This window comes from Algoriphagus antarcticus (genome assembly GCF_002150685.1).
GTDB lineage: Bacteria > Bacteroidota > Bacteroidia > Cytophagales > Cyclobacteriaceae > Algoriphagus > Algoriphagus antarcticus.
Window position 1 is genome coordinate 1 of the sequence record NZ_MSSW01000031.1, and the last position, 20,979, is coordinate 20,979.

Annotated in this window: 21 protein-coding genes and 1 pseudogene; 10 read left to right on the forward strand and 12 right to left on the reverse strand. The window is 40.9% G+C overall.

Annotated elements, in window-relative coordinates:
* Positions 1–261, forward strand: a pseudogene (locus BVH04_RS25800) (hypothetical protein); the annotation flags it as partial.
* Positions 262–294: 33 nt separating this feature from the next.
* Here the strand turns inward: BVH04_RS25800 and BVH04_RS11590 are convergent.
* Together BVH04_RS11590 and BVH04_RS11595 are read right to left on the reverse strand one after the other, a co-directional pair.
* Positions 295–528 carry a hypothetical protein gene (locus tag BVH04_RS11590; protein ID WP_086541636.1) on the reverse strand — a complete coding sequence of 78 codons (234 nt, stop codon included), beginning with the start codon at positions 526–528 and terminating at the stop codon, positions 295–297.
* A complete protein-coding gene (locus BVH04_RS11595; protein WP_086541637.1) occupies positions 503–1,105 on the reverse strand; it encodes an RNA polymerase sigma factor in 603 nt (200 codons plus the stop codon). Before BVH04_RS11595 ends, BVH04_RS11590 begins: the two co-directional genes overlap by 26 nt.
* 348 nt (positions 1,106–1,453) lie before the next feature.
* On the opposite strand from BVH04_RS11595, the gene BVH04_RS11600 reads away from it, so the two are divergent.
* A complete protein-coding gene (locus BVH04_RS11600) occupies positions 1,454–1,801 on the forward strand; it encodes a DUF3127 domain-containing protein (protein WP_086541638.1) in 348 nt (115 codons plus the stop codon).
* A gap of 14 nt (positions 1,802–1,815) precedes the next feature.
* Positions 1,816–2,277 carry a hypothetical protein gene (locus tag BVH04_RS11605; protein ID WP_086541639.1) on the forward strand — a complete coding sequence of 154 codons (462 nt, stop codon included), beginning with the start codon at positions 1,816–1,818 and terminating at the stop codon, positions 2,275–2,277.
* Here the strand turns inward: BVH04_RS11605 and BVH04_RS25435 are convergent.
* The 4 genes from BVH04_RS25435 to BVH04_RS11620 all read right to left on the reverse strand — a co-directional run bounded on the left by BVH04_RS25435 (position 2,274) and on the right by BVH04_RS11620 (position 6,324).
* On the reverse strand, positions 2,274–2,417 hold the full coding sequence (locus tag BVH04_RS25435; protein ID WP_169714413.1) for a hypothetical protein: 144 nt from the start codon (positions 2,415–2,417) through the stop codon (positions 2,274–2,276). The two genes, BVH04_RS11605 and BVH04_RS25435, sit on opposite strands and share 4 nt — an antisense overlap.
* A 300-nt stretch (positions 2,418–2,717) precedes the next feature.
* Entirely contained in the window at positions 2,718–3,233 is a 516-nt protein-coding gene (gene purE / locus BVH04_RS11610; protein WP_086541640.1) for a 5-(carboxyamino)imidazole ribonucleotide mutase, read from the reverse strand.
* On the reverse strand, positions 3,233–4,375 hold the full coding sequence (locus BVH04_RS11615) for a 5-(carboxyamino)imidazole ribonucleotide synthase (protein ID WP_086541641.1): 1,143 nt from the start codon (positions 4,373–4,375) through the stop codon (positions 3,233–3,235). Before BVH04_RS11615 ends, purE begins: the two co-directional genes overlap by 1 nt.
* Positions 4,376–4,554: 179 nt before the next feature.
* Positions 4,555–6,324: a MutS-related protein gene (locus BVH04_RS11620; protein ID WP_086541642.1), complete on the reverse strand. Its 1,770-nt coding sequence runs from the start codon at positions 6,322–6,324 to the stop codon at positions 4,555–4,557.
* A gap of 112 nt (positions 6,325–6,436) precedes the next feature.
* Here BVH04_RS11620 and BVH04_RS25440 point away from each other — a divergent pair, with 112 nt between their 5' ends.
* From BVH04_RS25440 to BVH04_RS11630, 3 genes are read left to right on the forward strand one after another with little or no spacing between them, the layout of a single operon-like run.
* Entirely contained in the window at positions 6,437–6,610 is a 174-nt protein-coding gene (locus tag BVH04_RS25440; RefSeq protein ID WP_169714414.1) for a hypothetical protein, read from the forward strand.
* 31 nt (positions 6,611–6,641) lie between these two features.
* On the forward strand, positions 6,642–7,469 hold the full coding sequence (locus BVH04_RS11625) for a hypothetical protein (RefSeq protein WP_140160576.1): 828 nt from the start codon (positions 6,642–6,644) through the stop codon (positions 7,467–7,469).
* A 56-nt stretch (positions 7,470–7,525) separates the two neighbouring features.
* Positions 7,526–8,203 (forward strand): nitroreductase family protein, encoded by a 678-nt coding sequence (locus tag BVH04_RS11630; RefSeq protein ID WP_086541644.1) that lies wholly within the window; start codon positions 7,526–7,528, stop codon positions 8,201–8,203.
* Positions 8,204–8,254: 51 nt separating this feature from the next.
* Here BVH04_RS11630 and BVH04_RS11635 read toward each other — a convergent pair whose 3' ends face one another.
* Genes BVH04_RS11635 through BVH04_RS11645 form a run of 3 tightly spaced genes read right to left on the reverse strand, consistent with a single transcriptional unit; the run spans position 8,255 to position 10,917 of the window.
* Positions 8,255–9,109, reverse strand: a complete 855-nt coding sequence (locus BVH04_RS11635; protein WP_086541645.1) for a mechanosensitive ion channel family protein — start codon at positions 9,107–9,109, stop codon at positions 8,255–8,257.
* Between the two features lie 27 nt (positions 9,110–9,136).
* A complete protein-coding gene (locus BVH04_RS11640; protein ID WP_086541646.1) occupies positions 9,137–9,841 on the reverse strand; it encodes a methyltransferase domain-containing protein in 705 nt (234 codons plus the stop codon).
* On the reverse strand, positions 9,841–10,917 hold the full coding sequence (locus BVH04_RS11645; RefSeq protein ID WP_086541647.1) for a type III polyketide synthase: 1,077 nt from the start codon (positions 10,915–10,917) through the stop codon (positions 9,841–9,843). Before BVH04_RS11645 ends, BVH04_RS11640 begins: the two co-directional genes overlap by 1 nt.
* 201 nt (positions 10,918–11,118) lie before the next feature.
* Between BVH04_RS11645 and BVH04_RS11650 the strand changes: the two genes are divergently transcribed.
* Positions 11,119–12,015: a UbiA family prenyltransferase gene (locus BVH04_RS11650; RefSeq protein ID WP_086541648.1), complete on the forward strand. Its 897-nt coding sequence runs from the start codon at positions 11,119–11,121 to the stop codon at positions 12,013–12,015.
* On the opposite strand, the gene BVH04_RS11655 is transcribed toward BVH04_RS11650, so the two are convergent.
* Entirely contained in the window at positions 12,012–13,127 is a 1,116-nt protein-coding gene (locus tag BVH04_RS11655) for an NAD(P)/FAD-dependent oxidoreductase (RefSeq protein WP_317045498.1), read from the reverse strand. The genes BVH04_RS11650 and BVH04_RS11655 overlap by 4 nt on opposite strands.
* Before the next feature lie 108 nt (positions 13,128–13,235).
* Between BVH04_RS11655 and BVH04_RS11660 the strand changes: the two genes are divergently transcribed.
* Both BVH04_RS11660 and BVH04_RS11665 read left to right on the forward strand, forming a co-directional pair.
* A complete protein-coding gene (locus tag BVH04_RS11660; protein ID WP_086541649.1) occupies positions 13,236–15,761 on the forward strand; it encodes a zinc-dependent metalloprotease in 2,526 nt (841 codons plus the stop codon).
* Between the two features lie 310 nt (positions 15,762–16,071).
* Positions 16,072–16,479, forward strand: a complete 408-nt coding sequence (locus BVH04_RS11665) for a Fur family transcriptional regulator (protein ID WP_086541747.1) — start codon at positions 16,072–16,074, stop codon at positions 16,477–16,479.
* Here the strand turns inward: BVH04_RS11665 and BVH04_RS11670 are convergent.
* Positions 16,476–16,703, reverse strand: coding sequence for a hypothetical protein (locus BVH04_RS11670; RefSeq protein WP_086541650.1), 228 nt, complete (start codon positions 16,701–16,703; stop codon positions 16,476–16,478). The two genes, BVH04_RS11665 and BVH04_RS11670, sit on opposite strands and share 4 nt — an antisense overlap.
* A gap of 151 nt (positions 16,704–16,854) precedes the next feature.
* Between BVH04_RS11670 and BVH04_RS11675 the strand changes: the two genes are divergently transcribed.
* Positions 16,855–17,328 carry a YcxB family protein gene (locus BVH04_RS11675; RefSeq protein WP_086541651.1) on the forward strand — a complete coding sequence of 158 codons (474 nt, stop codon included), beginning with the start codon at positions 16,855–16,857 and terminating at the stop codon, positions 17,326–17,328.
* A 429-nt stretch (positions 17,329–17,757) separates the two neighbouring features.
* Here BVH04_RS11675 and BVH04_RS11685 read toward each other — a convergent pair whose 3' ends face one another.
* On the reverse strand, positions 17,758–20,907 hold the full coding sequence (locus tag BVH04_RS11685; protein WP_086541748.1) for a S41 family peptidase: 3,150 nt from the start codon (positions 20,905–20,907) through the stop codon (positions 17,758–17,760).
* Positions 20,908–20,979 lie beyond the last annotated feature (72 nt).

Below are 20,979 nucleotides of genomic sequence, written 5' to 3' on the forward strand. Positions count from 1 at the left end.
GATTGTATCAATAGCACCCTTTTTTATTTTCTAAGCAGACCCTATTTACATCCTCATTTAGACAATCAAATCTTTAACCATGGCACACCAGTAAGTATTGTCCCGATTTCACAAAGTGAACTTTTAGTAGTTGCTTTGAATGAGGATAGAGTAGTTTATGCCTTTATCAAAATACCTAATCTAGGTCACTGCTTTACGTTAGAAAATTACTCTGAGCTATTTCAGCAAGCGCCTGATCCTATGGAGACTACTTTAAAATAAAAAAATCCCGCACATTGCGGGATTACCGTGATTTCAGACTCGCTCGAGTCCCGTAGATTGAGCTCTCGACTTGATCGCTTGTACTACTTTTTCCGAAGGTTGAAGCTGGATTTGATCCATTTGCTCTATTGTGCTCAGCATTTCTACATATTCTTGCATTAGTGAATTATCACTATGTAAGGCTTGCACTAAGAGTTCTTGCTCTACCTCCGACATTTCCTGGTAAATATACCTTACCAAGTCATTTGGGGTAAATGGTTTTATCATATTCAAAATTTAGTTGTTTCATCTTTTTCCGCAGGTGAATCAGGGCGTATCGCATGCGTCCAAGAGCGGTATTTATACTTACACCCGTCTGCTCTGATATCTCTTGAAAACTCATATCCAAGTAATGCCGCATAATCAAAACCTGCTTTTGAGCCTCGGGGAGTTCCTCAATCAGGCGCTTTACTAGCTCAATATTCTCTTCTCTTACCTGTCGGTCTTCCACATTTTCCTCCGCAAATCTGAGCGAATTGAAAATATTAGACCCATCCTCCATTAGTATGGTAGGATACCTTTTGGCCTTTCTGAAATAATCAATGGCAAGATTATGAGCTATTCTCATCACCCAAGGCTGAAATTTCCCTTCTTCATTGTATTTATCTGAATTGAGTGTTTTGACCACCTTCACAAATACATCTTGAAGCAAATCTTCAGCTACTTTCTGATCCTTAACGATCAGAAATATTGTGGTGTACATCTTACTTTGGTATCGATCTACTAATAGATCAAAGGCTGCATCACTACCATTTCGATACTGTGCAATCAATTCGCTGTCCTTTGGACCAATTCGTTTACTCATTTTAAGTTGGTTTATTATAAACGTAAAGGTCTAGGCCATAGTATCGGGTAAGGGTGAAAGAAAAGGAATGAATTTTAAAAGTAGGATTTAGAAAACAACTCTGCAAAGAAAATTCGTAGATTTTATCTGACAAATATAATCTAGATTAAAATCCAAATTATATTTCTCAGACAAAGCCAGAGGCAAAATTATATTTGAAACATACAGAATTTAGAATTGACATTACCCAATGTTTATGCCAAAAATGTTGAAATCAAAGTTCGGTACAATGCAATTTGCTATGTTCCTAACAGAAGATTTCAACCGCATTGTGTAACTTCGCGGAGATAGAAATTTAAAAATACGACAATGGAATTGAGTGGAAAAGTAATCCAAAAACTACCCGAAGTAGGTGGAAATTCAAAAAGTGGCAACGCCTGGAGAAAACAGGAATTCATATTAGAAACGGGAGGACAATACCCTAAAAAGGTTTGTGTATCACTCTGGGGAGACAAAATCGATCAGTTTTCTATCAACGAAGGTGAGAATGTTACCTTGAGTATAGATGTGGAAAGTAGAGAATACAATGGTAGATGGTACACTGAAGTGAAGGCTTTTAGAGTAGAGAAAAGCGGTGGTGGATCTGCAGCGACATCAGCCATGCCTGAAGTGGACACTTTCCATTCCGAGGGAGAAGAAGATAAATTACCTTTCTAAATAACTACTGCCATATGTGGGACGATTTCGACGACGATGAGGCAGAATGGGATGAGGACGATGAGTTCGATGCGGGCAAGGAGCACGATAGCATTTATAAGCACCCATTGATGAAAAAGGCCAAGGATATCTTTGGCTTGACCCGTGCGCTAGTTGGAAGTTTGGATGAGGCTAGGAAAGAGCTTTATGGCAATATCATGATGGAAGACGCCATGGTCATGAGTGCCAAATTCGCTGGAGCGGAAGGTATTTCTGACTATGTGCTGAAAATGGAGAAAGCTGTCGTCATGAAAGTGCATGCGAAAAGCCTCAATACCATGACATATCAATTGGGAATGGAAGAAACCCATGCAGAAGAGCATTTGGAGCTGCTGCGAGAGGCTATAGAAGAGTATCGTTTACTCTTTATTGAATGGCAAAAGGGATTTGATCCTAACGATAAAAATGATGACGGCTGGGGAATCTTTACGTACTAACCACTGCCAAATTGGAAACCAAAATAGGCTCCAACTCCCATCAAAACCAAGGTGATCACTCCTAAAAGGACTAACACGTCTAAAGGAACTTCCCAAGGAACATCCCCTATTTTAAATCGAACAATCTTTTTCCAATTCATGACAATCAATTAAAATGCGGCTTTTCAGCCGCATTTCTTATATTTTTTTTAACCACGGTGAGCACAGAGGTTTTAGCAGAGGTCGCTATTTCTACTATACCTAAAATAAAGTCAAAAACACCTTGCGCTGGCATATTGCGAGGAATCTTAGGATTTGGTAAACTCACCCGTTAAGGAGCCAAAATCGGTCTCCCTTAATCCCTGGCAGAAATCACACTGGGGTCTTTCAGCCAATAACCAAAGAAATTACACGAACTGGCGACATCCGATAGCAATCGGATGAGCACAATCATACTGCTTTTATTTCTTAAGTATCTCTTTCCAGCCTTTAGCCTCTAGTAGTGCTGCGGATTCCTCCACCTTTTCTTTGAGTGTCTTTTTGTATACATCTAAACTTTCTGCGACTTTAGCATCGAAAGAACCGACAATCGAAGCTGCGAGAATTCCGGCATTTTTCCCGCCATTTAGAGCCACAGCTGCCACAGGAATACCGGCTGGCATCTGTAAAATAGACAATATACTATCCCAGCCATCGATGGAATTAGAGCTTTTGATAGGAACCCCGATCACAGGAAGGCTCGTCATCGAGGCTACCATTCCTGGCAAATGTGCTGCTCCACCAGCCCCTGCTACGATTACTTTGATGCCTCGTTCACGTGCAGATTGGGCATAATCTATCATTCGCTGTGGTGTTCGATGAGCAGAAACTACCGTCAATTCATAGTTCACGCCAAATTCTTCAAGCATTTGCGCAGCTTCTGCCATGATAGGAAGATCTGATTGACTTCCCATGATAATACCTACTTGTGGATTCATTATATAGCTTTGATTTTGATTAACTCTTTGATTCGTTGCGCTTTTTCCTTCAAGCCTGATATTGTATCAGCTAAAATGGTCACATGCCCCATTTTTCTGAATGGCTTAGTAATTTTCTTTCCATACAAATGAATGTAAACACCTCGTTCAGCCAGTGCTTCATCCTGACCTTCTACTAAAACAGGCCCTATAAAACCATCTTCTCCTAGCAAATTAATCATTGCCGCAGGACATCTCAAGTCTGGATTGCCTAGCGGCCAATTCATCACCGAACGTAAATGCTGCTCAAACTGGGAGGTGAAATTCGCCTCTATCGTATGGTGTCCACTGTTATGTGGTCTAGGAGCGACCTCATTGACCAATACTTCCCCATCTTTGGTCACAAACATCTCCACAGCAAGAATACCAACCATTCCCAATTTAAGAATCACATCCTTGGCTATTTGTTCAGCTTTTTCGGCCACTTCTTTGGAGATTCCTGCTGGCGCAAAAAGAAACTCAACCAAATTGGCTGTTGGATGAAAAGCACATTCCACCGCAGGATAAGCGATCAAATCACCAGCTTCATTTCTTGCCACTGTGACTGCAATCTCCTTATCGAAGTCGATCAGCTTTTCCAAGATCCCTGGAGCATCAAAGGCTTTTTCTAAATCAGCTTCAGTTCTTAATACTTGAACACCCCGTCCATCATACCCTTCTTTTCCCAATTTATTCACTGCAGGCAAAAAATCAGAATTTTGGATGACTTCAGCTTTGTCTGCTGTCAAAATAAAATCAGCTGTCGGGATTCCATGCTGTTGGTAAAACCGCTTCTGTTTTCTTTTATCCTTGATGAGACTTAAGATATGCGGCTGAGGATAAACCTTCTTCCCTTCTCGCTGCAATTGCTCAAGCGCCTCGGTATTAACGCTTTCAATCTCAACCGTAATTACATCGCAGCCATGTCCAAATGCATAAACAGTATTGTAATCCTTCAGTGAACCCACCGTAAATCGCTGGCAGAGATCCTTACAGGGAGCATTTGGATCTGGATCCAGAATGTGGACATCTTGATTGTAATTGATTGCCGACTGAATAAGCATTCGGCCCAATTGACCTCCTCCGAGGACTCCCAAAATGGGTGATTGCGATGGTATAGCCATAGTATATTTAAAATCAAATTTGTTCTTCCTTTCATGTCAGTGATAGGAAGAAACTAGTATAAGTTTCCGCCACCTCTAGCGATAAGCTACCCCGGTCTTTGGTTACTTGTCTTCAAGTCTTTAAACCAAACAAATGAAGGTCACTGGCAGATTTACAAGGTCATCTCAGGAATGGAAATCTACTTTTCTTGCTGAAAGCGAATTCCCATCAGTTCCATAAGTTTATGTGCATTGAAACTCGGGCATGCCCCCCGTTTAATTTTGTAATCAAAGTCTATATTTTGATCGTGGATTTCTGAATGAAAACTGTAATTCTTTACTGAACTCATTCGAGTCTCCAACTCCGCAAGCTCAATATCATGTGTGCTGATAATCCCCAAAGCCTTTGTATTATCCACTTGTCTAATCAACGCTTCTGATCCCGCAATTCGATCTTCCGTATTCGTACCCTTGAGGATTTCATCCAACAGAAAGAAGATTTCTTCTCCATTTTCTATTCTATCTATCAGCTGCTTGATGCGGCTAAGTTCGGCATAAAATGAACTCACGCTTTCTCCCAAATTATCCGTATTTCTCATGCTGGTATAAAGCTGAAAACCACTAAAACCAAACTCCTGAGAAAAGGGACTCAAACCTAGATTGACCAACACACAATTAATCCCCAGCGTTCGCATGAAGGTGGTTTTCCCACTCATATTTGCGCCAGTCAGCAACATTAACTGTTGATTTCCATCGATTATGAAATCGTTTGGAACAGCTACTTCAGGCTTAAGCAAAGGATGCGAAACTGCCTTTCCTATCAATCCTTTCTCTACTGAAATGACTCTTCCTTTTCCACCGACTTCATTTTCAAATGCTCCCAGAGAAATCAGAACCTCCCATTCCACCAATTGGGCAGGGAAATGAGCAACAATATTTCCATACTTTTTCTTCCAAGAAACTAGTCTGAGGTATAAAAACAGATCGGTCCAAAGAAACAGATTTAAAGGAATATAGAGGATGTTGATTCTGTTCTGTATCCAAAGTCCCAAACTATCCAATTGATCAAAAAGTGCAGAAGCTTTGACCTCCTTGGTGAGAAATGGAGCCTGCATCTCTTTCAAAAGCGGTGATTCCAAATACTCTTTTTCCAAAACTGCGAGCCAATAGCGATAGGTCTTAAGTTGATTTCTACTTGGAATAGACTCGGCCGCTCTTTTCAAGGGCTTAAAAACCATGCCCAGAAATATCATTCCAATCAATATCCATACACCCATCAAAGCTCCTGGAATGATTCCTAAATAAACCAAAATCGAAAGAGCAAGTCCCCCGATTGGCCCAACGAAAGCAAAAATTGAAATTAAACCTGTGCTCTTATCTTCTTCTTCCAGCCACTTAATCCACCCAGAATTTGATTTCTCTTCGTTATAGAAGGCCAAACCTATGCTTTCCATAGCAAGAAGAAAATTTGATTTTGTGGATAACTCAGCAGCAGCTGCACGAAAAGTCGCTGCTTTATCAAGATCAAAACCAGACTTGATTTTTGCTGCTAGAGCTTCTTTTCCTTTCTTAGAAACGGTATGATTCGCTAATTGAAAAAGAGAGTGATCTCCAAACAGATCAAGGTCGTTAGAAAATGGGTGTGCCTTTTCTTGAAATTCAATTCCTGCATCAAGACTTTTCAGCTTTCTGGAAATCCGCTTTTCCCTAATTAAATTCATTTTCTCCAAAGCCAAATAAATTGCCTCTTGGTCTTTCTGATCACTATATTTTCCCACCAAGGAAACAAAAACAACTACCGAAAACCCGAAAGCAAGCAACAAAACGAGACTCTCAGATACCGACAGTACAAATAATCCGACCATTACAAAAAAGACAACCAACCGTAGAAATGACAAGGTTCCCGCCTTACTTTTCACCGTTTTCAGCTTCTCTTCAAGACCAGAGTTTTCAAAATCAAATCCTTTCATGCCCAAAGATAGGAATTGAACCAAGCTAACTATTCAAATTGGCGCAATCCTTGTCCCCTATTCAAATTTTTAGCCGGTCGTTGGCGTTTGACATTTACCAAACTGATAAGGAATGAAAACCAACAAAAGCAAAAAGCCACCTGAAAAAGAAATAGAAGCGGAAGAATGGGATCCGACTGAAGGCATGGGAATACTACCCAATGATATCCCATTTACCCAAAACATCGGCTGCGTCGGCGGAAAGACCAAAAAGCCTAACAATACAACAAAGAAATCAACTAAATAAAAACCAAAACTATTACCAATCTAATTACCCCATGAAAAAATCATTTAATTTCTTTACCCTATTTCTCTTGATGTTTGGCGCAATTCTCGTCTCAAGCTGTAACGATGATAGTGCACCTGTGCCTGATCTTTCAGTAGTGAACGAAGATACTGAGGTCAATAGGACCTTTGAAGATTTAAACAACCTTACACTCACAGTGCTTAGCAACTCTGGCCTCAGTGCAAGGACCACCGCTAACATTCCAAGTGGTAATCTTTGCGAAGGAGCTTTGGTTACCTTAGATGAAGCTAAAAAGAAGATTACGGTTGATTTTGGCGAAGGCTGTACCAGTGCTGGCGGCGTGACCAGAAAAGGAATCGTCATGCTTTCTTATACTGGAAACTTACTATTCACAGGAGCAAAAATCACCACAACATTTGACGGATATGAGGTAGATGGTCTTAAAGTAGAAGGCACCAGAACTCTTATTAATAAAGGTGCAAACCTAGAGACGAATACGATTAGCTTAGATGTTAAAATCCAAAATGGAAAAGTAACTTGGCCTGACGCTACCTTCGTAACCTTGACAAGCGATCAAGTACGCGACATCAAGCTAAGTGCTCAAGGCGGCTATGAAGCCTCTGTCACAGGAAATGCTACAGGAACTAGTCGTAACGGCTTTGAATACACTAGCTCCGTTACACAAGCATTGACTTACGAGAAAAGCTGTATCGATTCAGGCGTAAATGTTCCCCTTTCTGGCATCTTGGAATTTCAGTTCAGAGGAATTGAAGCTTCAGTTGATTATGGAGATGGTGCTTGCGATAAATTGGCTACCATCTTTTATCCAGATGGATCCAAACCTGTAACGTTGGACTAATTCCCTTCCCATAATAATATCAAAACGGCTATCTTTCGAGGTAGCCGTTTTTGTTTATGGATAAAAAATTAATTGAAGGTTTTGAGCATGTTCGATACGAACGTCCGCAGCTCAGCCCTGAAGAAATGATCGAGCGTTCTGAGCAGTTTTATCAGGATATGGATCAAAGACGCACTGTCAGGGAATTTGATACACGTCCAGTACCGCCGGAAGTTCTGGAAAACATCATCCTTACTGCAAGTACAGCCCCTTCTGGTGCGCATAAGCAGCCTTGGACATTTTGCTTAATTTCAGATCTCAGTATCAAAAAGAAAATCAGAAATGCTGCCGAAGAGGAGGAAAAAACCAGTTACTCCTCCAGAATGCCTGATAATTGGAAAGCAGATTTGAAACCACTAGGTACAACGTGGGAAAAGCCTTTTCTAGAAGAAGCTCCGTATTTGATCGTAGTTTTCAAACAGTCCTATGGTATGGAAAATGGAGAAAAAATACAGCACTACTATGTCAATGAATCTGTGGGAATAGCCTGTGGCTTCCTCATCGCAGCCATTCACCAAGCTGGTCTAGCCGCTGTGACGCACACGCCAAGTCCGATGAATTTCCTTAGTGAGATTTTGGAAAGACCTTTCAACGAGAAACCATACCTATTGATTCCTGTAGGATATCCCAAAGCAGAAACCTATGTGCCAGACATCCACCGAAAGTCACTCGAAGAAGTCATCAAGAAGTTCTAAGTGCAAAAAGACGATCAAAATTGATCGCCTTTTTTATTGGTTTAGAGCTTGTTAAGAATTTGATTCTTCTTCAGATGCTTTTTCTTTGATCTGATAAACAACACGTTGAGGGAAAGGGATCTCAATTCCAGCTTTTTCAAATTCAGTGTTAATTGCCTCCATACCATCGAAGTGCATTGGCCACATTTCTGACGATTTGGCCCAAACTCTGACCACCATATCTAAAGAACTATCTCCGAAATTTGTCAACGCTACAAAAGGTGCTGGATCCTGGAGGGCACGAGGATCGTTCTCAAAGATATTCAGCAAAATCTCTTTTGCCTGTTTGATATTGGTACCATATGCCACTCCTACTTTGAATTCAGTTCTTCTGGTCGCTTGAGTACTCATGTTAATGATATCCGAATTAGCCAGACTACCATTTGGGATAACTACCTCTAAATTATCAAAAGTCATCAGGTGGGTATACAAAATCTGTATTTTAGCTACTGTGCCAGTATGTCCCTGTGCAACTATGACATCTCCTACTTTAAAGGGTTTAAAGCCTAAAATCAGAATACCTCCGGCAAAATTTGAAAGAGAACCTTGCAAAGCCAAGCCTATAGCCAAGCCTGCTGCACCAAATATGGCAACTGTGGATCCTAAAGGTGCACCCAGAATACTTGCCACTCCCATAAATAGGGTGATGTATAATATGATTTTAACAAACCCAAAAAGAAATTCATTTAGAGATGGATTTGTCTCCCTATTTTCCAAAAGATTTCGCAATCCCTTCAGGAGGGCATTTATAATAAATTTGCCAATTAGGTAAAAAATTACAGCAAATATAATCCTCGGTACAATTAAGTACGCCAAGTCAATTGCACGTTCATAAAATGCATTTACCGTTTCCTGAGAAAATTCCATATTACTTTAATTTTGGTTGATGATTCCTTAAAATACAATATTCACTTGCCAGCGAAACGCCCAATGCCAGCTTACTTCAAAGTGTTCAATCTGAGCAGAACGCAATATTCGCTTCCAATCTTCTCTGGAAAAGCTCCTCAATACAGATAGAGATGCATCATGCTGCACCATCTTAGACTGGCTAAACAAACGAGTCAACCACTTGATGCTATAAAAAGCTAGTGGATGTCGGTGTAAATCGTTGATCACTATACCCAATCGGGATTTTTCCCGAAGAGATATTAGCAACTTAACTAATTCGCTATCTGTAAAATGATGTGTGAAGAGCGTACAAGTAGAGATATCTACTTTTTCTTCTGAAAATTCAGTGTCAAAAACATTCTGGGCTCTCCAGACTACTTTGGGTAAATCAGCTAATCTAACCGCCGCGAGGTCGATAATGTTCCTATTGGCATCGATTCCTGTAAAATCAATGGCTTTTTTTTGGCTTTTTGCCCAGTCATCCATCACTCTAATCATGTCCCCGCCACCACAACCAATGTCTGCTACTGAATATGAATCTTGTGGATGACTTCTAAAAATCTTCGCAAGCCCAGAAGTAGTCACATAGTTTCCACCTAGCCAGCGATTGATAGTTTTTAGCTCGCGCAAAGTTTGATTGAGCTCTTCACCTGAACAATTGAGGTCGTCCATCAGCTCTTTTTCCTTACTTCGCTGCGCAAATTTGCTCATCACTTTTCCAGAAGTAGAGTTTCCAACGTGAGCCCTGGGCCAAATCCCATGGATAGTATTTCTCCCTGAATTTTATCATCGTGCATCATTCGCTCCAGCACAAAGAGTATGGTAGCCGAAGACATATTTCCGAATTGATTCAAGACTTGCATTGCATGTGCGTTTACAGACTCAGGTAAGCCAAATGCCTCTTGAACTTTCTGAAGAATCTGCTTTCCACCAGGATGAATAGCAAAGTTGTCCACATTGGATAATTTAAATTTTTCTTCAAACTTCTCCTTCAATTGCTTAATTCCCTGATCCAAAAGTGTAGGTATATATTTGCTCAGTCGCATTTCAAATCCAAAATCCCCAATACCCCATGCCATATCTCCTTCTCCTTCCCGCAGCACCTGACTGAGATAGGACTTGATTTTCAATCCAGAATCGGAGCTCATTACTAAAGCAGCAGCAGCTCCATCCCCAAAAAGTGAATTGGCGAGTATGTTGTCTTCCACATATTCTTTCTGAAAATGCAAGGTGCAAAGCTCTACAGATACCAGCATCACTTTGGCTTCTGGTTCTGCCTTGACTATTTTATCTGCCAGCTTCAACCCTGTAAATGCGGCATAGCATCCCATGAAATGCACACAATAACGCTCCACAGAATCATCCAAGTCCAGTCTTTTCATTAAGTCCAATTCCACCCCAGGAGCCACCATTCCAGTGCAGGAAACTAAGATCAAATGGGTGATTTCGGAAGGATTTACTTTAGTTTTAGAAAGGCAATTAGCCACCGCATCTTCACAAAGTTGGGGGGCAGTTTGTCGAAAAACTTCCATTCTGGCCTTGGTGCCCGGGAAAGGTTCAAAATCTTTAGACTTTGGGAAAAAGGTAAAGTCCTTAGGATCGGATTTTTCAAAATCACTCAGCACACTGTATCGACTGGAAATCCCAGACTTTCTATAGAGAAAACTCAACTTTCTTGATTCCAATTCATCCAGCTGATGCGCTCTTTGCATAAAATTCGAAATGGTAGACTGATCAATCGGTTTCCCTGGATTTGCCAAACCAATACTTACTATTCCGATATTCATAGATAAAAATTTGGGTTGGGGGAATATGTCATCATGCTTACTATTTAATGGGTACACTACTATCTTTTTCCAAAACGGTGCCGAATTGTTTCACCCAATGGATATTTCATTAGATCAAGTTAATCGAATATATCTAAATTGGCTGAATGCAATGTAACTATATGCATACGGAATAGTTATTTGCCCAACCTTACGTACGATATGATTTCCCTTTCTACCCTTAAGCATCTTCGAATTCCTTTTTCCCTCTTTTTGATGCCTGTGTTTTTCTTTGCTCTGGCACTTACTCCCAATCACAATGAGTCAAGAATCCTCTGGGTTTTTATTGCAATTCATCTATTTCTTTATCCATCAAGCAACGGCTACAACAGCTATTTCGACAAGGATGAAGAAAGCATAGGTGGGCTGAAGCATCCTCCAAAAGTCACCAAAGATCTCTATTGGCTTTCCCTGATTTTTTTCCTGCTTGCTATTGGCATAGGAGCGAGCATTAATTTCAGTTTTGCACTCATGCTGGTGATTTATGGCTTAGTGAGTATGGCTTATTCGCATCCTTCGATCCGTATCAAAAAGTACCCATGGCTAAGTTGGTTTATTGCAGGTTTATTCCAAGGCTATTTCACATTTGCTATGGTATATGCAGGCCTTAGCAATTTGAGTTGGGAGGTGCTTTATAAGCCGCATGTGCTGATTGCAGGACTTTTGACGAGTTTGATGCTATGGGGAAACTATCCACTGACACAGGTTTACCAGCATGGAGAAGATAGCCGAAGAGGCGACCGCACCTTAAGTTTGGTGTTGGGAATCAAAGGCACTTTTCTCTTTTCAGCCTTGGCTTTTATGATTACTGGAGCTGCTTTTGCCTGGTTTTTCCTTAGTCGAAATCAAACCGACATACTTTGGGTTTACCTGACTGCGATGACACCGATTATGCTTTACTTTTTGACTTGGTTTAGCTTTATCAGACTGAATCCAATAAAATATGCGAATTACAATTGGGCGATGGGAATGAATTATTTCTCTGCATTAGCACTCAATGCCTTCTTCATTTATTACTTCTTGGAAAACACGCAGATCTTGCAGGCTTTGGGTTATTAGAATGCCTTACCGTGGGTGTTTTTTATAATTTGCTTCGCAATGAAAGGCACATTCTGAATTAGCTTTCTTGTGAAAACTGAAGCCTGCTTAGCCCCAAATAGTCGCTGGACTTTTCGACCAAGCCAAAGCCTTCTCTCAAAAAGTGCTTTCCAAGAAACCTCGTAGTTAGACTCTATTTCCGTCCTAGTCTTTCCTGCTAAAATTGATTCTGCAGCCAATTTTCCTGACTGTATAGCCATGGCCATTCCATTGCCACAAAGTGGGGTGATTAATCCTGCCGAATCGCCCGCCATGAGGATATGATTCTCCACAGGTCCTTTCCTCTCAAAATTAATCTCATTGATCACTTCGGGCTTTTCCAAGAGAAACTCGCTATCAGTAAAAAAGCGTTTTAGGCTTGGGTTTTTCCACAAAATCTCCTGTTCCATTGCCTCAATTGACCCGTACTTTCTGAGATGTTCTCGATTGCCCAGATAGCAGAGATTTACTTTGTCCTCTTCTATCGCATTCAATCCACAATAGCCTCCCTCAAAATTGTAAAGTGCAACCGTATTCCGATCAAAGTCCGTTTTAATATGATATTTAACCCCTATATACGGACTCCTTTTTTCGATGAAACTACGCTTCAAGACTTTATCCAGTTTGGATCTTTTGCCGAAGGCACCAATAACATATTCTGCTGCAAGAGATTCCCCTCCAGCCAATTCCAGCGTGAATTGATTTTCGATTTCATCAAACAAAACAGTCTCTACCTGTACGCCAGTTCTTACTTCACCTCCATTTTCTAACACTTTCTGATAAAAATGCTCATCAAGTACATAGCGACTAATTCCGAATCCTCCCATATCCAATAGCGTGGTAACACTTTTACCAGTGGTATCAGAAAATAGAAAGTGCGTAATGGTAGGAAGATCATACCCTGTGGGGAGAAGATTTTCCCTTTTCAAAAAATCAAATACTTCATTGGACAGATATTCTCCGCATACGCGATGAAATGGATAGCTCTTCTTTTCGACCAATAGAACATCACGTCCGCTTTTGGCCAATAAATAAGCTGATATCAAGCCTGCTAAGCCTCCTCCAATTACTACTGTACTGTACTTATCGATCACCGCTGTGCCTTTAAATTTGCATATAAACCGCTCATCAAAAATGGCTGATCCTTACAGACTCTTTGAGGAAATTCACGGTTTAGAAAATTACTTAACCAAATATAAACTATGAGAAATACCGTACCCAAATTACTTAGAAGATTAACACTAATCTTAGGTGTAATGGGTGTTATGTTGTATTCTACGGATTCTTTTGCCCAAAAAAAGAAGAAAAAAGACTCCAAGAATGAAACTACTACCTCAGCTACTCCTGCCAAACCAAAAGCTAATGATTCTGAACCTAAGCCTTACAAAGAGGTAATCACAGCAAAGGCAAAATCAAAAGACGGCCTTTTCAAGGTTCATCAGATTGAAGATAAGTATTACTACGAGATTCCTGACTCCCTGCTAGGCAGAGATATGCTGATGGTCACGACGATTGCCAAAACTGCCAATGGTCTCGGCTATGGCGGTGAGCGCACCAACACGCTAATGCTTCGTTGGGAAAAGAACAACAAGGACATCCACCTTAAAGTTATCTCTGTAAATAACTATGCAGCGGATTCTCTTCCGATCGCTTTGGCTGTAAAGAACTCCAATTTGGAGCCATTGCTACAAAAGTTTGCCATCAAATCTCTAGCTACGGATTCTACCGGAATCGTAATCGAGGCAACAGATTTATGGTCAAAGGATGTACAAGCCTTGGGACTTCCAAAAGGACAGCGTACAGAATACAAAGTCACGCGTCTGGATACGGATAGATCTTATATCGAGCATATCCATACCTATCCGATCAATATCGAGGCGAGATATGTAATGACTTACATTGCAAGCGAGCCGCCTTCGAATAGCTCTACAGGATCTATCACGCTTGAGATGAACTCATCGATGTTGCTTCTGCCAAAAGAGCCAATGAAGCAGCGTTTGGGCGATCAGCGAGTTGGTTGGTTTAGCAGATCTATCGTGGATTACGGTGCTGATGCCCAAAAAGCGCAGAATCGCACGTTCCTTGACCGATGGAGACTGGAAGTGAAGGAAGAGGACATGGAGAAATTCAAGGCTGGCGAATTAGTGGAGCCAAAGAAGCAGATCGTTTATTACATCGATCCTGCTACTCCTAAGCAGTGGATTCCATTCTTGATCGCTGGGGTAAATGATTGGCAGGTTGCATTTGAAGCTGCTGGTTTTAAAAATGCCATCATTGCCAAAGAAGCTCCAACCAAAGAAGAAGATCCAGATTGGAGTCCTGAAGATGCTAGGTATTCTGTGATCAGATATTTCGCTTCCGATATTCAAAATGCTTACGGACCTCACGTATCTGATCCACGATCAGGTGAAATCTTAGAATCTGATATCGGATGGTATCACAACGTGATGAACTTGCTGAGAAACTGGTTCTTCATCCAAACTGCAGCGATCAACCCTGAAGCACAAAGTATACAGTTCAAGGATGAAGTAATGGGTAGATTGGTCCAATTTGTCTCTTCTCATGAAGTAGGACACACGCTTGGCCTTCCACACAACTTCGCTTCTTCTCATGCTTATCCAGTAGAGAAATTGAGGGATGCAGCGTTTACTAAGGAAATGGGAACTGCCCCATCTATCATGGATTATGCACGATTCAATTACATCGCGCAGCCCGGTGACGAGGGAGTAAGCTTAATGCCAAACGTAGGCCCTTATGACAAATACGCTGTAGCTTGGGGCTACAGACCAATTCCTGATGCAGCTACTCCAGAAGATGAATTGATGACGTTGGATAAGTGGATCTTGGAAAAGCAAGGTGATCCAGTTTACAGATATGGACGTCAGGGAAATAGCTATGACCCTACTGCTCAAAGTGAAGATTTGGGTGACAACTCAATGAAAGCTTCTGAGTATGGTATTGCAAACTTAAAGCACATCATGCCAAACTTAATGGAATGGACTGCTGAGCCAAACAAGCCATACAAAGACTTTGATGACTTGGGAGAAATGTACGGTCAGGTTATCACACAATTCAACAGATATATGGGTCACGTAAAAACCAATGTTGGCGGTGTAGCTGAAGTCTATAGAGCCACCGGACAGGATTTGCCTATTTATACTCATACTTCGAAAGACATTCAGAAGTCGGCAGTAGCTTTCTTGAACAAAGAGCTTTTCACTACACCTGGATGGATGATGCAAGATGATATCTTCGCCAGAACAGAAGATTTCGGTGCATTAGAAAAAATCCGCGGTGTTCAGGCAAATACGTTGAATTCTGTACTTGACTTGGGAAGACTTGGACGAGTGATAGAAAATGAAGCCTTGAATGGTGACGAAGCCTACAAAATGACAGAGCTATTTGATGATTTGAGAAAAGGCATCTGGTCTGAGCTTCCTGCTGGTAAAACTATCGACGTTCATAGAAGAGCTTTGCAAAGAGCCTATATTGAGCGTATGGAATATTTGATGACAAGCGATGGACCAATCATCCCGGCATCTTTCAGAAGATATTTAGGAACGCAGATCAACGCGTCTCAGTCAGATATCAGACCGATGGCTAGAGGTGAGTTGAAAATACTTCAAAGAGATATCAAATCTGCAATCGCTAGGACTTCAGATAGAATGTCTAAGCTTCACTTGGAGGATGCACTAGAAAGAGTAAATACTATTCTTGATCCAAAGTAAAATCGAGAAACTTTTAAAAAAATGGGTGCCAAATCGGCACCCGTTTTTTTTGAAAAATCTCTCGCAGCGGTGCAACGGTGCAGCGTTTTTTAACCATTACTTGAAAGATTGTCTTTTAAGGAGAAGGACTATTCTTATTCAAGTTGAGAGAACTCATTGATCTACAACCAACTCTTTACGCAGACGACCAATAAAAAAAAATTTCACCATAAGAAACGTTGCGCCCCCGAGCCGCTGCGAGAATATACCTTTGCGAGACAATAATCACTTGAAATCAATTTTTGATTAGTTTTGTTTCTAAATCATGAATATGTCATCACCTCTTTCCATACTACAAAGTCATAAGCTTCGAATCACTGATTGTCGACGAGAAATAATCCGGGAGTTTCTGGACAAACAAGTAGCCTTGGCACATTCGGATCTGGAAGAATCATTGGATAGCCAGTTTGATCGTGTTACGATTTACCGTACGCTTAAGACATTTGTAGATAAAGACGTGGTGCACAAAGTTCTCGATGATAGCGGAGCTACCAAATATGCCCTTTGCTCTCATGATGATGAAGAACATAACCACGAGCACGTGCATTTCAAATGCGAAGTTTGCGGTGAAACCACCTGCTTGGAAGCAATCACGCTTCCAAATATTAAACTACCGCAGGGCTTTAAAAAGAAAGAAATGAGTTTACTGGTGCAGGGAGTCTGCAATAAGTGTTACTAAAAGTCTACTGGCTCAGGTATTCTTGATTTTGGAGAATCACTTGGCCATTCTACACCTGGAGGCAAGTCAATTTTGGGTGGGGTAATGTCTTCTATTCCCCCATCTCCATCATCTTCACTGCTATTTCCTTTCCTCAAGGAATTATTGGTCATGGTTGCCATGACAAATATCAGGATGACATAAGCCAAACCACACAGAATCAAATCGATTACAAGACTGCTCATTGCTAAAAGTTTGAGATAATATAATTGAATACTATATTGAAATCAATCGTAATGCCGATTTGTTTTCCAATAAAGAAGTTTTTTTATGATTTAAGCGGACTTGCTAATTCCCTTGGATAGGTGGATATTTGCGCTCTGAAAAAGAAAAGTGATGATCGTAAAAACAAAAAAATACCAACTCCCAACTGGCACCTATATCAAAATGGCTCTTATCAATGTTCTGAAAGAGCAGTGGTGGGTAATTCCAATCGCACTGGTGATCATGTGTGGTTATTTTTGGATTGCATCGATTTGGTGGATAATTGGAGGATTGATAGCATACGCCCTTTACGTCTTGTTTTGGGCGATTCAGTTTACTGGAGTGACTCAGATGGAGCAAAACAAAGTGATTTTTGACAAGATGGCCTATGAGATTGACAGCCGTCAGATTTTGATGAAAATCAACACCAAGCAAGGCATGCCCATCCAGTGGAATATGATCAAAAATGCAGAAAAAAGAAAAGATGCTTATGTACTTTACATGTCCAAAGCACAGTTCATCCATCTTCCATTCCGTATTTTCAATTCAGAAAATGAGAGAAAATTTATGGAAACAATCCTGAAGCGTAAGGAGCTGATCAAATAATCACTTCCCCAATACATAGTAAAAGCCTCCCGATTTGGGAGGCTTTTTGCGTTTTATTAACATAATAAAAGGTTTTTCTAACTCGCTCGTCTTGCTGAAATATTTCTCAAACACTTGGCTTAATGCCGTCGGTTTTTGAACGTTTCTGCTTGAAATATTCAACGATTTCCTTATTAGACATCTTGGAAATTTTGCATTCAATTTGTCCTTGATCTCGCGAGCCATTTTAATAGCATCAAATTCTTTTTTAGTTTTCGTTTCCATAATTCATTAAGTCTTCTTGGCAATAAATGTTGGAGAACTTATCTTCTTCACGGGCGATTCTTTTTGGATCAATGTCATAAAATTCATTCCTTCTCACAATCTAGTCACTTGGAATAAAGATTGATGCTTATATTTTTCTTTTTTCATTCTAATTCTAAATTAAACCTACTTTAACTTCCCCATAATAACCTCTATCGCCTTATCGAGCTGCTTTTGATTTCCTTCCAGTCGATCCACAAATCCTTCATCCACTCGGATGTCAGGAGCTACGCCATCTTTCTCTAAATTACGTCCATCAAGCGTATAGCAGCCCCAAGCAGGTAGTCGATAGAAGGATCCGTCCACCAAGCCCTGACCAGAGGTGAAGATAATCCAGCGGTAAGTCTCTGTCCCGATGATGGTTCCTAAGCCCAATTCTTTGAAACCTGCCGCAGTCATCTCTGCATCGGAAAGTGATTGCTCATTAATTAAGAGTACGATAGGTTTATCAGCTGGTGAGAAGTTCGGCTGATTGCTCAGCTTTCCGTCACGGTATTTCCATTGTAAATAGCTCTTTTGGCTAAGGAACTGCAAGACTTGGTCATGCACATTCCCTCCCGTATTATAACGTAGATCGAGAATCAGACCTTCACGATTTCCTTTCACAGAGACCATCTCTTCCATGAAATGCTGTAGCTCGCCGCCACTCATATTCTTCATGTGGACATATGAGATTTTATCGCCAGAATTTTCGTCCACATAGGCTTCATTTTTATCCATCCATTCATCGTAAAGCCAGGTTTTCATTTCCCCCGTGGAAGCTGGATGAACTTTCAGCTTCACTTCTTGGCCCTTTCTATCAAAAGTCAATGTAAGTTCCTCAGCCATTGAAGGCCCAGAAAAGTAGTACTCACGGTTTTGGTTTGGATTGATTTTCACTCCATTCACTACCACTAACTTATCGCCTGACATCACTGGCCTAGGATCCAGATCAGCAGGACTATGTTTCAAAATACGATTCACTGTAAAAGGATTCTCTTCGTCAAAGACAATTCCTGCGTTCATCGAGCGGGTACCGAAGTAACCTTTCTCCTCATCCCCGTTTGAGCTAAAGCCAAAATGAGAGGTATTCAACTCGCCCAGCATATCATTGAAAATAGTGCGAAGATTCTCTCGGCTGCTTACATAAGGCAAAAACTCCGCATATCGATCCCGCAGTTCCTGCCAGTTTTCCCCATGAAAATCTCCGTCGTAAAAATTTTGCTCCAGCCCTGCCCAAGCCTCATAATACATTTGTTCAAACTCATCCCTGAGCTTCTTTTCAAAAGCCTGTGAAATTTTGATCTCTTCAGTCTTATTACTGGCTGGATCTAGGGTATGCACTTTTCCTCCTGCAAGCAGGTATATCTTGTCCTTTGCCTGTACCAATTCAAAACCACCGATTCTGTCGTCACTGATTTTCTCAGTTTTTGTTTTCTCGAAATCTTCCAGCGTAGTTTTCCACAATTTTGAATCTCCCTCATCATGATTGGAGGAATAAAAAACATAGGTTTTATCGTCTTTCTGCATGACCACAGGATTGCCCTGCTCACCAAATTCAGGCCCGACCAGTTCCAATCGATCCATGAAATCTCCCCGTGTGATCTTCACTTTTGGTAAGGGCTTCACTTCCTTAGCCTCTTTTTTATCCTTGTCCGTCTTGTCATCTTTGGACTCTTCTTTGAAAAGATCGGCAACTTTATCCGACTCAAAAAGATCTGCAAACTTCTCCAACTTCATCCGATAAATATGAGCATCGGTCGTGCCATAAGGATAGCTCGCATGCGTGCGATCTGTGGAAAAGTAAATGTATTTGCCGTCGGGCGACCAATACGGCGAAGTCTCTGTCACGAATGTCTCCGTCAGGTTAATCGTTTTCTTAGTCGCTCTGTGATACACTATCACTTCCCTCTCAAAATTCCTAATCGGACTAAATACCACGTATTCATCATCAGGTGACAGATAAGCATTTGGCGTATAAATGCCCCAAAGCTCATCTTCCACGAGCGTTTTACTTTCCAACGTCTTTAGATCTATCTCACGAACTTCATTCCTTCCTCCGATATACACTCCCAGCGTACGATCCGAATTCAAAGTAAATTGTCGGTTTTTGAATTTGTCATCAGTAAGCTGCTTCTCCTCTTCTGGATTCTGAGCAGAGATTGTATACCAATTGTGATATCCTTTTATCGTTCGAGAAAAAATGAGGGTTTTGTTATCAGCCATCCACTTCACTTCTTCCACAGCTTCTTTGGGATCGGTGGGAATTTGCTTCGCAAATTTTCCTTTCACATCAGAGATAAAAAGCACTCCGCGAGATACGAAAGCCATTTTATTTCCGTCAGGCGAGACATCAAAATGTGATATATTTCCCGCAACTTGACGAGTAAGATCCTTTTGAAGTGTTTGATTTTGATAAATGGAAATGTTTGGCTGACTGGTATTGCCAGAAGCTACATCATAGACAAAAACCTGGTAATCTTTTCGGAAGACAATTTTTTCACCATTGGCACTGACCTTTGGCCACATGATGGAAGTGGGAAAGTCTGTCAACTGCGTTTTAGTGCTTCCTTTAAATGTGTATAAGTTATATTCTCCGTTAGCTTCATCCGATTGGAAAAACACATTTCCATTTTGATCAATGGTCGCTCCAAAGTCCTTTCCTTCGTAATCCGTGTATTGAGTGAAGTTCTTTGTAGCAGGATTGTATGACTTGATATCCGGATTGTATTCGCCTTTGTAGCGCTTGCGATGGGCAAAGTTCTTACTTTCCCAAGTTTCATTAAAATACAATTCTCCAGTTTTTGGCTGAACGACTGCCCCGTGAATAGTATTGAAATAATGTGGAAAAAGTCGCTTTGGCGTAGAACCATTTAAATCAATTTCATAAGATGAGAACCTATTGTACCGATCAGAAGTGAAATACACCTTATCACTTTGCCAACTCCAAGACTCTACCTCATCAGTTCCTTCATGGAAGGTCAGCTGGCGTATTTCTCCACCTTCCATAGGCATCAGAAATATGTCCTTATTTCCATATTGCTCGGCTGTGAATGCCAGCCATTTTCCGTCAGGAGATACAGCGGGTCTGCTCTCAATTCCTTCCATAGCAGGCAAGCGCATGGAGGATCCTCCACCCACAGGCACTTTCCAAAGATCTCCTTCGAAACTGAAAACAATCTCTTTCGCATCCGGAGTAAGAGTTGGATCAAGGACAAAATATGGTGAATCAATAGTTTGAGCTTTTGCTGCGCAAATGCCACTGAGTAAAAGAAAAGCGAAGAATATCTTTCTCATAAAGGTGGTTTTAAGGAATAGTCGAATAAAGTTAAAAAACAGTACCCAAAAAAAAAGCCTGTCCAACAAGAC